Origin of the sequence: Burkholderia sp. 567, assembly GCF_040545115.1 — a bacterium.
Classification (GTDB): Bacteria; Pseudomonadota; Gammaproteobacteria; order Burkholderiales; family Burkholderiaceae; genus Burkholderia; species Burkholderia ambifaria.
This window is the reverse complement of the sequence record NZ_JBEPLG010000002.1, coordinates 484490-499263: the sequence shown is the minus strand read 5'-3', so window position 1 is coordinate 499263 and position 14774 is coordinate 484490. Positions and strand designations below refer to the sequence as shown.

At 67.6% G+C, this 14774-nt stretch carries 13 protein-coding genes; 11 read left to right on the top strand and 2 right to left on the bottom strand.

The window, feature by feature from the left end; translation table 11 throughout:
- The first annotated feature begins 8 nt into the window (after window positions 1-8).
- From andAb to ABIC50_RS07720, 3 genes are all read left to right on the top strand, one after another.
- Window positions 9-335 (top strand): anthranilate 1,2-dioxygenase ferredoxin subunit AndAb, encoded by a 327-nt coding sequence (andAb, locus tag ABIC50_RS07730; protein ID WP_006756593.1) that lies wholly within the window; start codon window positions 9-11, stop codon window positions 333-335.
- On the top strand, window positions 325-1545 hold the full coding sequence (gene andAa, locus ABIC50_RS07725; RefSeq protein ID WP_354162797.1) for an anthranilate 1,2-dioxygenase system ferredoxin--NAD(+) reductase: 1221 nt from the start codon (window positions 325-327) through the stop codon (window positions 1543-1545). The genes andAb and andAa overlap by 11 nt, the downstream gene beginning before the upstream one ends.
- Before the next feature lie 194 nt (window positions 1546-1739).
- Window positions 1740-3026, top strand: a complete 1287-nt coding sequence (locus ABIC50_RS07720) for a DUF445 domain-containing protein (RefSeq protein ID WP_165752680.1) — start codon at window positions 1740-1742, stop codon at window positions 3024-3026.
- 51 nt (window positions 3027-3077) lie between these two features.
- Here the strand turns inward: ABIC50_RS07720 and ABIC50_RS07715 are convergent, their stop codons facing one another.
- Together ABIC50_RS07715 and ABIC50_RS07710 are read right to left on the bottom strand one after the other, a co-directional pair.
- Window positions 3078-3377, bottom strand: coding sequence for an addiction module antidote protein (locus ABIC50_RS07715; protein ID WP_006750245.1), 300 nt, complete (start codon window positions 3375-3377; stop codon window positions 3078-3080).
- A 3-nt stretch (window positions 3378-3380) separates the two neighbouring features.
- Window positions 3381-3698, bottom strand: a complete 318-nt coding sequence (locus ABIC50_RS07710; protein WP_354162794.1) for a type II toxin-antitoxin system RelE/ParE family toxin — start codon at window positions 3696-3698, stop codon at window positions 3381-3383.
- Window positions 3699-4024: 326 nt separating this feature from the next.
- Between ABIC50_RS07710 and ABIC50_RS07705 the strand changes: the two genes are divergently transcribed.
- The 8 genes from ABIC50_RS07705 (at window position 4025) to ABIC50_RS07670 (ending at window position 14752) form a co-directional block, all read left to right on the top strand.
- Window positions 4025-5665, top strand: coding sequence for an acetolactate synthase large subunit (locus ABIC50_RS07705; protein WP_354162791.1), 1641 nt, complete (start codon window positions 4025-4027; stop codon window positions 5663-5665).
- Between the two features lie 28 nt (window positions 5666-5693).
- A complete protein-coding gene (locus ABIC50_RS07700) occupies window positions 5694-7127 on the top strand; it encodes an aldehyde dehydrogenase family protein (RefSeq protein WP_354162788.1) in 1434 nt (477 codons plus the stop codon).
- 250 nt (window positions 7128-7377) lie between these two features.
- Window positions 7378-8961 carry a Na+/H+ antiporter gene (locus ABIC50_RS07695; protein WP_105830069.1) on the top strand — a complete coding sequence of 528 codons (1584 nt, stop codon included), beginning with the start codon at window positions 7378-7380 and terminating at the stop codon, window positions 8959-8961.
- A 57-nt stretch (window positions 8962-9018) separates the two neighbouring features.
- Window positions 9019-9450, top strand: coding sequence for a hypothetical protein (locus ABIC50_RS07690; RefSeq protein WP_354162786.1), 432 nt, complete (start codon window positions 9019-9021; stop codon window positions 9448-9450).
- 250 nt (window positions 9451-9700) lie between these two features.
- A complete protein-coding gene (locus ABIC50_RS07685) occupies window positions 9701-10834 on the top strand; it encodes a hybrid sensor histidine kinase/response regulator (RefSeq protein WP_175726960.1) in 1134 nt (377 codons plus the stop codon).
- A gap of 119 nt (window positions 10835-10953) precedes the next feature.
- On the top strand, window positions 10954-12630 hold the full coding sequence (locus tag ABIC50_RS07680) for a methyl-accepting chemotaxis protein (protein ID WP_354162784.1): 1677 nt from the start codon (window positions 10954-10956) through the stop codon (window positions 12628-12630).
- Complete coding sequence (locus tag ABIC50_RS07675; protein ID WP_105830072.1) at window positions 12627-13139, top strand: chemotaxis protein CheW; 513 nt, start codon at window positions 12627-12629, stop codon at window positions 13137-13139. The genes ABIC50_RS07680 and ABIC50_RS07675 overlap by 4 nt, the downstream gene beginning before the upstream one ends.
- Window positions 13136-14752, top strand: a complete 1617-nt coding sequence (locus tag ABIC50_RS07670) for a CheR family methyltransferase (RefSeq protein ID WP_354162781.1) — start codon at window positions 13136-13138, stop codon at window positions 14750-14752. The genes ABIC50_RS07675 and ABIC50_RS07670 overlap by 4 nt, the downstream gene beginning before the upstream one ends.
- The last annotated feature ends 22 nt before the right edge of the window (window positions 14753-14774 follow it).

Sequence of the window (14774 nt, the reverse complement as noted above, 5' to 3'; positions counted from 1 at the left end):
AAACCGACATGACCGAAGCTACGCTCGCCGAATGGCATCCGCTGGGCGCATTCGACGAATTCTCCGAAGACGAACCGGCGGCGCGCGTCGCCGGCCAGAAGCCGATCGCGGTGTTCCGGATCGGCGACGAACTGTTCGCGATGCACGACCTCTGTTCCCATGGTCACGCGCGCCTGTCCGAAGGCTATGTGGAGGACGGCTGCGTCGAGTGCCCGCTGCACCAGGGGCTCATCGACATTCGCACGGGTGCGCCGAAATGCGCGCCGATCACCGAGCCGGTGCGGACCTATCCGATCCGGATCGTCGACGGGCAGGTGGAAGTCAATGTCGACTGACCCGTTCGTGATCGTCGGCGCCGGCCACGCGGCGCGGCGCACGGCCGAGGCGCTGCGCGCGCGCGATGCCGATGCGCGCATCGTGATGATCGGCGCGGAGCGCGAGCTGCCGTACGACCGGCCCGCGCTGTCGAAGGACGCACTGCTGAGCGACGGCGGGGAGCAGCGCGCGTTCGTGCGCGATGCCGCGTGGTACGACGCGCAGCGTGTCGAGCTGCGGCTCGGCACGCGCGTCGAGGCGATCGAACGCGATGCGCGGCGTGTGCGGCTCGACGACGGCGCGACGTTGCCGTACGCACGGCTCGTGCTCGCGACGGGTTCGCGGGTGCGAGCGTTTGGCGGTCCGATCGACGAAGGCGTCGTTGCGCATTACGTGCGCACCGTTGCCGACGCGCGCGCGTTGCGGGCGCAGCTCGCGCCTGGGCGTCGCGTGGCGGTGCTCGGCGGCGGCTTCATCGGTCTGGAAGTGGCGGCCGCGGCGCGCCAGCGCGGCTGCGACGTGACGGTGATCGACCCGGCGCCGCGCTTGCTGCAGCGTGCGTTGCCGGAAGTCGTCGGCGCGTATGCGCGGCAACTGCATGACGCGCACGGCGTGAACTTTCAGATGGCGACGCTGCCGCGCGCGATTCGCCGCGCGGCGGGCGGCGGTGCGATCGTCGAGACCGATCGCGGCGACGTGCCGGCCGATATCGTCGTGGTTGGGATCGGCGTCGTGCCCAACGTCGAGCTCGCGCAGGCGGCCGGCCTCGAGGTCGACAACGGGATCCGTGTCGATGCGGGCTGCCGCACGGCCGATCACGCGATCTTCGCGGCGGGCGAGGTGACGATGCACTTCAATCCGCTGCTCGGGCGTCACGTGCGGATCGAGTCGTGGCAGGTCGCGGAAAACCAGCCGGCCGTCGCGGCCGCGAACCTGCTCGGCGCGGACGAAACCTATGCCGAGCTGCCGTGGCTGTGGTCCGATCAGTACGACTGCAACCTGCAGATGCTCGGCCTGTTCGGCAGCGAACGCACGACCGTCGTGCGCGGCGATCCGGCGAGCGGGCCGTTCACGGTGTTCGGGCTGGGCGACGATGGCAGGATCGTCGCGGTGGCCGCGGCGAACCTTGGGCGCGACATCGGCGCGTCGCGCCGGCTGATCGCGGCAGGGGCTGTGCCCGACCCCGTGAAGCTCGCCGACCCGGCGGTGAACCTGAAGACGTTCCTCTGACGCAGCGCGCGAACGCGGCCGGCGTGGCCGGGTTCGCGTCGGTGCCCGGCGTCTGCCGGCAAGCGGCGGGCGGCCGGAAAGTCGATCGAAGGAACGCCTTCCGGGCAACCGTCCCGACGCGCCCGATGCGCGCGGGTTTGTCGCGGGCCGGCGATCGGTGCATATTAGCGGCATTGCCGTTTCACCGGTCGCCCATGACGCCAGACAAAGCTCTCGAACTGAAGCGCAGCAAGCGCCGCGCGCTATGGCTGCTGCTCGCCGCCGTCGCGGTGTTCGTCACGACGATCCTGCTGCCGCGCGGCCCGTGGGTCGACGGTATCAAGGCGGTGGCCGAGGCCGCGATGGTCGGCGCGCTGGCCGACTGGTTCGCGGTCGTCGCGCTGTTCCGGCGCGTGCCGATCCCGTTCGTGTCGCGCCACACCGAGATCATTCCGAAGAACAAGGACAAGATCGCCGACAACCTCGCGGTATTCGTGCGCGAGAAATTCCTCGGCCCCGACGCGCTCGCCGCGCAGATTCGCCAGCACGATCCCGCCAGCAAGCTCGGCGCATGGCTCGGCGAACCGGCGAACACCGACGCGCTCGGCGGCTACGTGACGAAGCTGATGAGCTTCGCGCTCGACATGACCGACGATGCGCGGATCCAGTCGTTCGTCCGCGATGCGTTCCGCGCGGTGATCGACCGGATCGACCTGTCGCAATCGGCCGGCGTGATTCTCGACACGCTGACGAAGGACGGCCGCCACCAGGCGCTGCTCGACGATGCGATCGAACAGGTGGTCGACGTGCTCGACAAGGAGGAGAACCGCGAGGTGATCGCGGGCTTCATCGTCGAATGGCTGAAGACGCAATATCCGAAGGTCGAGAAGATCATGCCGACGCAGTGGTTCGGCGAGAACGGCGCGCGCATGCTGGCGAGCGCGGTGAGCCGCGTGCTCGAGGGGGTGGCGGCCGATCCCGAACACGAACTGCGGCAGCGCTTCGACCGCACGGTCGTGCGGCTGACCGAGCGGCTGAAGCATGATCCCGTGTTCATCGCGAAGGGCGACGAGATCAAGCGCTACATCCGCGACGGCGACGCGTTCAACGACTATGCGCGCGATCTGTGGGACCAGTTGCGCGCGTGGCTGAAAGCCGATCTCGCGCGCCCGGATTCGTCGCTGCATCGGCAGGCCGCGACGCTGGGCGGCTGGCTCGGCGCGCGGCTCGCGGAAAGCCCGGCGCTGCGCGCGTCGATGAACGAGCATATCGAGAAGGCCGTGCACGAGATCGCACCGGATTTCGCGGATTTCCTGATGCGTCACATCCGCGATACGGTTCGCAACTGGGATGCGCGCGAAATGTCGCGGCAGATCGAGCTGAACATCGGCAAGGACCTGCAGTACATCCGCATCAACGGCACGCTGGTCGGCGGGCTGATCGGGCTCGGGCTGTACGTGGTGTCGCTGGTGCCGCATTGGGCCGGCGGATGGCTGCATTGACGTGGCCATCGCGGCCATCGTGCACATGGCGCGCCCGCGCGCGCCGGCGACTCATGCGTGCGCCTTCGCGCCGTGCAGTTGCAGGCCGAGCGCCTTGATCACTTTCAGGATCGTGCCGAAGCTCGGATTGCCGTCGTGCGACAGCGCCTTGTACAGCCCTTCGCGCGACAGGCCCGCGTCGCGCGCGACCTGCGACATGCCGCGCGCACGGGCGATCACGCCGAGCGCATGCGCGATGAAGGCCGGGTCGTCGCCGGCTTCCTGCAGACAGGCCTCGAAGTAGTCGGCCATGTCGTCGTCGGTTTTCAGGTGTTCGGCCGAGTCCCACGGCCGGGTCTTGATCTTGTCCATCGATCACTCCAGGTCGAGCCGCGCGAGCATCGCGTGCGCGGCGCGGATGTCCGCCTGTTGCATCGACTTGTCGCCGCCGCAGAGCAGGATCACCCATATCGTTCCGCGCCTGACGTAGTAGACGCGATAGCCGGGCCCGTGATCGATACGCATTTCGACGACGGGGGAGCCGGCGGATTTCCAGTCGCCCGGATTGCCCATCGACAGACGGTCGATGCGCGCCTGGATGCGCCGCTTCGCGACGCGATCCTGCAGGCCGGCAAACCACGCGTCGAAGACGTCGGTGGTCCGGATACTGAATGTTGGTGCACTGTATGGCATGAATCGCAGCATGTCAACCATGGTTCACAGATTCGGTAGATGGAATTCGGTTGCCTCCACAGTAGGGCCGCGCGCGCCGTTTGACGTTGAATTGGCCGTCAGGCCGATCCTGCCGCGAGGCCACCCTCGGCCATTCGGTCGAAGTCGGGATTGCGCGAATCCGTCTACAATCGAAAACGTCCTTGTCGACCGCGCGTGCTTGCCGCGCGCGTGCCGTGTCGTGGTTTGTGTCCAGTAGGTAAAGCGTCCGCGTGCCGTAGGCCGGCGCGCGTTCTGAACGTCGCGCGCCCGTAAGCCGGGCAGGCGGCATAACCGAGAGTCCCCCCATGAAAGCATCGGATCTGTTCGTGAAGGCGCTGGAAGCCGAAGGCGTCGAGTATGTATTCGGCATTCCCGGCGAGGAAAACCTCGATCTGCTCGAATCGCTGCGGCGCTCGAAGATCAAGCTCGTGCTGACCCGGCACGAGCAGGCGGCCGGGTTCATGGCCGCCACCTACGGCCGCCTGACGGGCCGCACCGGCGTGTGTCTCGCGACGCTCGGGCCGGGTGCGACCAACTTCGTGACGGCCGCCGCGTATGCGCAGCTCGGCGGCATGCCGATGCTGATGATCACCGGGCAGAAGCCGATCAAGTCCAGCAAGCAGGGCCACTTCCAGATCGTCGACGTCGTCGACATGATGCAGCCGCTGACGAAGTTCACGCGGCAGATCGTGTCGATCGGCAACATTCCGTCGGCGGTGCGCGAGGCGTTTCGCCGCGCCGAGGAAGAGCGACCGGGCGCCGCGCACCTCGAGCTGCCGGAGGACATCGCGCACGAGGAGGGCGACGGCAAGCCGATTCCGCGCAGCTACAGCCGGCGGCCGATCGCCGAGGAGAAGGCGGTCGCGCACGCGATCGACGCGATCCAGGCCGCGCGCCATCCGCTGTTGATGATCGGTGCGGGCGGCAACCGCAAGACGACCTGCAAGATGCTGCTCGAATTCGTCGACAAGACGGGTATCCCGTTCTTCACGACGCAGATGGGCAAGGGCGTGATCGACGAAACGCATCCGCTGTGGCTCGGCAACGCGACGCTGTCGGACGGCGACTTCGTGCATCGCGCGATCGAGCATGCGGATTGCATCATCAACGTCGGCCACGACGTGATCGAGAAGCCGCCGTTCTTCATGCGCGCGGACGACAAGACGGTGATCCACGTGAACTTCCTCGGCGCGCAGGTCGATCCCGTCTATTTCCCGCAGATCGAGGTGGTCGGCGACATCGCGAACGCGGTGTGGCAGATGAAGGAATCGGTCACGCGCCAGCCGCACTGGGATTTCGAGCGCTTCACGATGATCAAGGAGCATTTCGACGCGCACTTGCAGAAGGGCCAGCACGACCCGCGCTTCCCGATGTATCCGGTGCGGATCGTGAACGACCTGTACAACGCGTTGCCGGTGGACGGCATCGTCTGCCTCGACAACGGGATGTACAAGATCTGGTTCGCGCGCTACTGGCGTGCGCACGAACCGAACTCGCTGCTGCTCGACAACGCGCTCGCGTCGATGGGCGCGGGCCTGCCGTCGGCGATCGCGACGAAGATCGTGCATCCGCAGCGCAAGGTGATCGCCGTGTGCGGCGACGGCGGCTTCATGATGAATTCGCAGGAACTCGAAACGGCCGTGCGGCTGAAGCTCGACCTCGTCGTGATGATCCTGCGCGACGATGCGTTCGGGATGATCCGCTGGAAGCAGGAGAACATGAATTTCCCCGATTTCGCGATGACGCTGAAGAATCCCGATTTCGTGTCGTATGCGCAGAGCTATGGCGCGCATGGGCATCGCGTCGAAGGGGCCGACGATCTCGAGCCGCTGCTGCGCGACTGCTTCGCGACGCCGGGTGTGCATGTGATCGACGTGCCGATCGACTATTCGGACAACGAGCGCGTGCTCAACCGCGAAATCAAGCGCCTGTCGGCGCAACTCTGAATCCGCAGTTCACCGGAAGGAGCGTTCCATGTTGAAGGATACCTATCCGTATTACCTGGCCAACGAAGCCGTCTACGCGAACACCGATCTCGACGTGACCGACAAGTTCAGCGGCAAGGTCGCGACGCGCGTCGCGCTCGCCGACGCGAAGGCGATCGATGCGGCCATCGGCGCGGCGGTCGATGCCGCGAAGCCGATGCGCGAGTTGCCGGCCTACAAGCGGCAGGCGGTGCTTGACCACTGCGTCGCGCGCTTTCGCGAGCGTTTCGACGAGCTGGCCGAGGCGCTGTGCATCGAGGCCGGCAAGCCGATCAACGATTCGAAGGGCGAAGTGACGCGGCTGATCGATACGTTCCGCGTTGCGTCCGAGGAGTCGGTGCGCATCGACGGCGAAGTGATCAACCTCGAGATCTCGGCGCGCGCGCAAGGCTACACGGGCTATACGCGGCGCGTGCCGATCGGCCCGTGCTCGTTCATCTCGCCGTTCAACTTCCCGCTGAACCTCGCCGCGCACAAGGTCGCCCCCGCGCTGGCCGCCGGCTGCCCGTTCGTGCTGAAGCCCGCGAGCCGCACGCCGATCGGCGCGCTGATCATCGGCGAGGTGCTCGCGGAAACAGACCTGCCGAAGGGTGCGTTTTCGGTGCTGCCCGCCCATCGCGACGGCGCGGACCTGTTCACGACCGACGAGCGCTTCAAGCTGCTGTCGTTCACGGGCTCGCCGGCCGTCGGCTGGGCGCTGAAGGAGAAGGCCGGCAAGAAGAAAGTCGTGCTCGAACTCGGCGGCAACGCGGCGGCGATCGTCGATGCGGATCAGCACGACCAGCTCGACTACGTGGTCGAGCGGCTCGCGTTCGGTGCGTATTACCAGTCGGGCCAGAGCTGTATCGGCGTGCAGCGCATCCTCGTGCATGCCGATCTGTACGACGCGCTGCGCGACAAGCTGATCGCGAAGACGCGCTCGCTGAAGATGGGCGATCCGAAGGATCCGTCGACGTTCGTCGGCCCGATGATCTCCGAATCCGAATCCCGCCGGCTGTCCGGTTGGATGGATGCGGCCGTCGCGGCGGGCGCGAAGATCGTCGCGGGCGGCAAGGTCGACGGCGCGATGTTCGAGGCGACGCTGCTGGAAAACGTCGGCCGCGAGCAGGACCTGTACCGCAAGGAGGCGTTCGGCCCGGTCGCGATCCTCGAGAAGTTCGACCGCTTCGACGATGCGCTGGCGAGCGTGAACGACAGCGACTTCGGGCTGCAGGCCGGCGTGTTCACCGATTCGCTCGCGCATGCGCAGCGCGCGTGGGACGAGCTGGAAGTGGGCGGCGTCGTGATCAACGACGTGCCGTCGTTCCGGGTCGACAACATGCCGTATGGCGGCGTGAAGGACTCGGGTCTCGGCCGCGAAGGGATCCGCTACGCGATCGAGGACATGACCGAGCCGCGGCTGATGGTCGTGCGGCGCCGCTAGCGCGATCGCAGGCGGCAAGGCGGCACGCGGGCGGGCGATCGCGGGATCGCGCCGGCCCGCGTGCCGTTTTTCATTTCGACACCCGCGGAAGGGCGGCGATTCCCCGCCGTGTGGTATCGACGCGGCACCGCGCGCGGCGCCTGCCGAACGCGCTCGACTGCCGGCATCGCATCGTGATGTAATCGCGCGAAATGGCCAACCCGGGTACGAACCGGTTGGCGTGCGCATTCATTCTTCACAAGGTCGATTCATGTCCCCCGTCTCGGCATTCAAGCTGGTTCTGTTGTCGTTTCTCGCGATCGTCGCGCTCGAATGCATCGCCAAGCGGTTGCGGTTGCCGCCCGCGGCCGCGCTGCTGATCGGCGGCATCGGCATCGCGTTCATTCCCGGTCTGCCGCCGATCAACCTCGATCCGGAACTCGTGCTGCTCGTGTTCCTGCCGCCGCTGCTGATGGACGGCGCGTATTTCTCCGTATGGGAGGAGTTCAAGCGCAACGTCGGCGGCATCCTGATGCTCGCGATCGGCGCGGTGGTGTTCACGACGTTCGCGGTCGGCTTGGCCGTGCACTGGGTCGTGCCGTCGCTGCCGTGGGCCGCATGCTTCGCGCTCGGCGCGATCGTGTCGCCGCCCGACGCGGTGGCTGCGAAGGCGGTGCTCGAGCGCGTCGCGCTGCCGCGCCGGCTGATGGTGCTGCTCGAAGGGGAAAGCCTGTTGAACGACGCGGCCGGCCTGGTGCTGTTTCGCTTCGCGGTCGCCGCCGCGTTGACGGGTGCGTTCAGTTTCGAGCACGCGGTCGTGCGCTTCGCGGAGCTCGGGCTCGGCGGCGTCGTGGTCGGCTACCTGGTCGGCAAGCTCGTCGTGTGGTTCCTGAAGCTGCTCGACGACGACTATCTGGTGATTACCGTCGCGGTAATCGCCGGCTGGATCGCATACATCGCGGGCGAGATGGTCGAGGTGTCGGGCGTGATCGCGACGGTGACGGCCGGCATGATCGTCGGCTGGCATCAGCACGAGGTGTTTTCGGCCGCCGTGCGCACGCGCGGCACAGCGTTCTGGCAGGTCATCGTGTTCCTGCTCGAGGCGATGGTGTTCGTGCTGATCGGGCTGTCGCTGCGCGGCGCGATCCACCGGCTCGGCGGTTTCGAGCAGGTGCTCGCCACGATGGTGCCGCCGGTGCTCGCGGTGCTGGCGGCGGTGGTCGTGTCGCGCTTCGTGTGGATCTACGCGGTCGAGGCGCTGAAGCTGCCGGTGCGCGGGATCATGAGGCGCGGTTTCGCGCCCGACTGGAAGGCCGCGACGATCATGAGCTGGGCCGGGATGCGCGGGGTCGTGACGCTGGCGATCGCGTTGTCGTTGCCGGAGGCGATGCCGGGCCGCGACGTGATCCTGGTCGCGTCGTTCGCGGTGATCCTCGTCACCGTGCTGCTGCAGGGCACGACCATCGGGCCGCTGATCCGGCTGCTGCGCCTGCCTCAACACGAAGCGCGCGCCGCGCATCACCTGACCGAGCCGATGGCATGGGCGCATATCGAGGCGGCGCAGCTCGCGGCGATCCAGCCGCTGGTGCGCGACGAACGCGGCAACGTGATTCACCCGCGCCTGCTGGAGCAATACACGTATCGCGCGCAACTGACCGAGCGGGCGAAGAACGAGCCGGCGTATCCGGCGGAGGTGCGCACCGCGCACTACGACGTCGTACTGGCCGCGATCAAGGCCGGACGTGCGGAATTGTTGCGCCTGCATCGTTCGGGGCGCATCCACGACGAGATGCTGCACATGCTCGAGCGTGATCTCGATCTGCAGGAAGTGTCCGCGCAGCACGCGCGCGGATAGGCTGCCGCGGGGCGCACGGCGCACGGCGCACGGCGCACGGCGCACGGCGCATGGCGCATGGCGAACGGCGAACGGCGAACGGCGAACGGCGAACGGCGAACGGCGAACGGCGAACGGCGAACGGCGAACGGCGAACGGCGAACGGCGAACGGCGCACGGCGCACGGCGCACGGCGAACGGCGAACGGCGCACGCCACACGCCACACGCCACACGCCGTCGGGGTGGGCGTGGGCGTCGGCGTCGGCGTCGCGGTTGCGATTGCGGTTGCCGGTTGCCGGTTGCCGGTGCCGCCCGGCCACGTCCCAGGCATCCGCGTCGCGGCCAATCCGGTCACGGCGCGCTACTTTTTCCCCTCCATTTCCCCGATTCCCTGCACCGGAAACCGGCCCCAATACCACCAACACACAAGCCTTGCAGCGCATGCAAGCCTCGTCGCATCGGCCTCGCAAACGTTATCGTGTTTCGCGTCCGGAAATGATCTGATTTAACTGAATCCCTCTCTTTCACCATATTTGGCAAAACTAAACCGGAAGGAGATAGATGCTGTGTTCTAATTTCATTTAGAATCAGCCGGTTATCTTTATTGAGAGAAAGCACGCGGAGGTAATACGACCGTCGTCGGGGGAAAATCGGCGCTCGGATCCCCGTGAGGCAATGCCGACAGGCCAGGTCGGCAACAACAAGCGGATTTCTCGACCGCTAAATTAAGATGGCGTCCAAGTCGGATAAACAACTCCTATGAAAGAATCAATTGGAGATTTGGCGTTTGAAACGGTATTTATGAAAGAATCGAGCGGTGAAAATGCGCCGGATTGTCTCGAATCGGGGCTATCGGTTCTGCTCGTCGACGATCAGCCGTTCGTCGGCGAGGTGATCCGCCGCGCGCTGCGCAGCGAGCACGATATCGACCTGCATGTGTGCACCGACGCGCACCGGGCGATGGCGGTCGCGCGCGATGTGAAGCCGACGGTCATCCTGCAGGACCTGGTGATGCCGGAAATCGACGGCCTCGACCTCGTTCGCGCGTGGCGCGCGGACGCCGGCACCGCACGCGTGCCGATCATCGTGCTGTCGGCGAAAGAGGAGCCGATCGTCAAGCGCGAGGCGTTCATCGCCGGCGCGAACGACTATCTCGTGAAGCTCCCGGACGCGATGGAGCTGACCGCGCGCATTCGCTATCACTCGAATTCGTACCTGATGTCGCGGCAGCGCGACGAAGCGCTGGATTTCCTGTCGCACGACATGCGCTCGCCGCAGACGTCGATCCTCGCGCTGCTCGAGGTTTACCGCAGCGAGCACGGCGACATGCCGGCGATCATGGAGCGCATTGCCGGTCATGCACGGCGCGCGCTGGCGCTGGCCGACGGCTTCATCCACCTGACCCGCGCGCAGTCGGAACGCCGCGCGCACGAGGTCCTGAGTCTGAACGAAATCGTGCTCGACGCCGTCGATCAGCTGTGGGAGAGGGCGGCCGGCTTCGGCAGCCGCGTCGTGGCCCACGTGCCCGACACCGAGTGCGTGACGATGGGCGACCGCATGATGCTCACGCGCGCGGTCGCGAACCTGATCGACAACGCGCTGAAATACGGTCCGGCCGGCACGGACGTGCATTGCACGCTGGGCGACGATGACGGTGCGTGGCTGATCGGCGTCGAGGACGCCGGCAACGGCATCGCGCCCGAGCAGCGCACGGCCGCGACCGAATCGTTCGTGCGGCTAGAATCCGTGCACGGCGCGGCGCGCAGCGGCTTCGGCCTCGGGCTCGCGTTCGTGCGCGCGACGGCCGCGCGGCATCGCGGCCAGATCCTGATGCGCAATACGGCGCGCGGCTTCATGGTCGCGCTCCGGCTGCCGGCGCAAGCGGACCGGTGATTTCGCGGCGCGGCCCCCCGGTGCCGTGCCGCCCGCAGACGATGCGCTCGTGGCGCGCCGTGCGGCGTGCAGCGGGCGCGGTTTTTTTCAACGCTGATTTTAGAAAGCCCATAACGAACATGGCCACCGTGACGCCCCGCGCGACCAATGAAAGTCTGCATCCGACGATCGGCGCTGGCCGGCTGACGCTCGGCAACCGCATCCTGCTCAGCTTCGGCGTGCTGTTCGTGCTGATGCTGGTGACCGCCGGCGTATCGTACGCGCGTCTGCATGCGATCAACACCGAAGCCGTCAGCATCGAACGCGACTCGCTGCCCGGCGTCTATCTCGCGGCGTCGCTGCGCGGCTCGGTCAACGAATCGTTCGCGATGCTGCAGCAGGCGACGTTCGTCGATACCGATCCCGAGTTCGTGCAGCGCGATTTCGCGAAGATCTCCGAGGCGCTCAAGGAGGTCGAGTCGTTGTCGGTCGACTACCAGAACACGACGTTCCGCGATGACGACCGGCAGCGTTTCTCGACGTTTCGCGGTTCCTACGATCGCTACGTGCCGCTGCTCAACGATGCGATCCAGAAGAGCCGCGTGTCGCGCGAGGAAGCCGTCGCAGCCTACGCGCGGACGCTGCCCGCATGGACCGAAGTCGTGCGCAACGCGAACATCCTGGTGCAGGAGAACCGCAAGTTCGCCGACACTTCCGCGAAGCTGATTCGCCAGTCCGTGCAGGACACCGAGGTCGTGCTCGCGCTGGCGCTGGGCCTCGTGCTGCTGTCCGCGCTCGCGCTCGGCTACGGGCTGTTCCGCGCGGTCACCGTGCCGATGGCGCGGCTCGTGGAAGTGCACGACGTGATGCGCACCGGCAACCTGACGCGCCGCCTCGACCTGCGCCGCCATGATGAGTTCGGCACGCTGGAAACGGGTTTCAACCGGATGGCCGACGAACTGACCGAGCTGGTCGCGCGCGCGCAGCAGTCGTCGCTGCAGGTGACGACGTCGGTGGCCGAAATCGCGGCGACGTCGCGCGAGCAGCAGGCGACCGCCAACGAAACCGCGGCGACGACGACCGAGATCGGCGCGACGTCGCGCGAGATCTTCGCGACCTCGCGTGACTTGCTGCGCACGATGAACGAGGTGGCCGGCGTGGCCGAACAGTCGGCGACGCTCGCGGGCGCGAGCCAGAGCGGCCTCACGCGGATGGGCGAGACGATGCGCAGCGTGATGGACGCGGCCGGTTCGGTGAACGCGAAGCTCGCGATCCTCAACGAGAAGGCGCTGAACATCAACCAGGTCGTCGCGACGATCACCAAGGTGGCCGACCAGACCAACCTGCTGTCGCTGAACGCGGCGATCGAGGCCGAGAAGGCCGGCGAGTACGGCCGCGGCTTCGCGGTCGTCGCGACCGAGATCCGCCGCCTCGCCGACCAGACGGCGGTCGCGACCTACGACATCGAGCAGACGGTGAAGGAGATCCAGTCGGCCGTGTCGGCGGGCGTGATGGGGATGGACAAGTTCTCCGAGGAAGTGCGCCGCGGGATGCTCGACGTGCAGCAGGTCGGCGGGCAGCTGTCGCAGATCATCGCCGAGGTGCAGACGCTTTCGCCGCGGTTCCAGATGGTCAACGAAGGGATGCAGACGCAGGCGAACGGCGCGGAGCAGATCACGCAGGCGCTGTCGCAGCTGTCGGAAGCCGCGCAGCAGACGGCCGAATCGCTGCGCCAGTCGTCGCAGGCGATCGATGACCTGACGTTGGTCGCGAACCAGTTGCGCACCAGCGTGTCGCGCTTCAAGGTCGACGCGTGACGCGCGCCGAGTCGCACGGCGGCGCGCATGCGCTGTTCCTGATGTTCGAGCTCGACGGCGAGCGCTATGCGCTCGACGCGGCCGACATCGACGAAGTGTTGCCGCTCGCGACCACCAAGGCCGTGCCCGGCGCGCCCGACTGGATCGCCGGGCTGCTGATGCGGGGCGGTCAGCCGGTGCCCGTGATCGACGTGCCGATGCTGGCGCTCGGGCGGCGCGCGCATGCGCTGCGTTCGACGCGGCTGGTGATGGTGCGCTACCGCGTCGAGCCGCTCGACCGCGAGCGCGTGATCGGCCTGATCGTCGAGCGCGCGACGCAGACGCTGCGAATCGATCGCACGGCATTCCGCGCGAGCGGCGTATCGACCGCGCGCACGCGCTGGCTCGGGCACGTCGCGAACACGCCCGACGGAATCGTGCAGCAGGTTTCGGTATCCGACCTGATCGACGACGTTGCGCGCCTGTATCTGTTCGACGGCCTGCCGGGCCACGGAGGGGAGTCCGCATGAAAGAATCCGATTCGCGATTTCGCGGCTGGCTGCTGCGCGAGACCGGCATCGACCCCGATTCGCTCGGCAACGATTTCCTGAGCCGCGCGCTGACCGAGCGCGTGCACGCGTTGCAGGGCGACGGCGAGCGGCTGCCGTCAGCGGCGCGGCCGGCCGTCACGCCCGAAGCGCTCGACGCGTACTGGCAGCAGCTCAACGCGTCGGCCGACGAACGGCGCGCGCTGATCGAGCTGTTCGTCGTGCCGGAGACATGGTTCTTCCGCGATCGCGAGGCGTTCGCGACGCTCGCGCGGCTTGCGCTCGAGCGGCTTGCCGCGACGCCCGGGCGCATGATCCGCGTGCTGAGCGCGCCGTGCTCGACCGGCGAGGAGCCGTATTCGGCGGCGATGGCGCTGCTCGACGCCGGGCTCGATCCGGCCAGCTTCATGATCGATGCGCTCGACCTGAGCGCGCGCGCGATCGAACAGGCGCGGCTCGGCTGCTACGGGCGCAATGCGTTTCGCGGCACGGCGACCGAGTTCCGCGCGCGCTACTTCACGCCGGCCGCCGACGGCTGGCTGCTCGACGAGCGCGTGCGTGCGCGCGTCCAGTTTCGCCAGGCAAACCTGATCGAACCGGGCGTCGATACGGGCATTCGCTACGATTTCGTGTTCTGCCGCAACGTGCTGATCTACTTCGACCGCGACGCGCAGGACCGCGTGATCGGTTCGCTCGAAAGCTGGCTCGCCGACGACGGGATGCTGTTCGTCGGCCCGGCCGAAACGGGCGTCGCGATGCGGCACGGGATGCGTTCGGCGCGCGTGCCGCTGGCGTTCGCGTTTCATCGCGATCATGGCGGTGCGGCGGTGGGGGCGGCGGCGGACGCGAGCGCGGCGCGGTATGCGGCACCGACGCCCGCGGTTGCGCCGTACCGGCGTGCCGAGCGCTTGACGGTGGCGCCGCCCGCCGCGGCGCGCCCGCTGTTGGCCGTCGTGCCGCCGACGTGGAGCGGTAACGCGCCGTCGCCCGCCGGGCTCGCGCCGGCCGAGCGCCCGACGGCGTTCGAGCCACGGGCCGACATGCGCGTCGGTTCGCTGACCAATGCGGCCAAGGCAACCAACGCAGCTGATGTGGTCAATGCGGCCCAAGCGGCCCACGGGGCCCGCGCGGCCCACGCAGCCAACGCAACCACCGCAGCCCACGCAGCCCACGCAGCAAGTGCACCAAGTGCAGCCAACGCAGCCAACGCAGCCAACGCAGCCAACGCAGTCAACGCAGTCAACGCAGTCAACGCAGTCAACGCAGCCCCGGCACCACCACCCGCCGACATCGCCACCCCAACGCTCGAGGAAGCGCAGGCGCTGGCCAACGCCGGTGCGTTCGACGAGGCCGAGCGCGTGCTCGCGCGATTCTCCGCGCACGCCGGGCCGCACGCGGACGCGTTCTACCTGAACGGGCTGATCGCGGATGCGTGCGGGCGTGTCGCGGAAGCGGGCGACTTCTACCGGAAGGCGCTGTACCTGCGGCCGACGCACCACGAAGCGCTGACGCATCTGGCGACCTTGCTCGACGTCGGCGGCGACGGCGCCGGCGCGCAATGGCTGCTCGAGCGTGCGCGGCGCGCGGCAGGGTGATGAGAATACGGGTTGGGAGCCG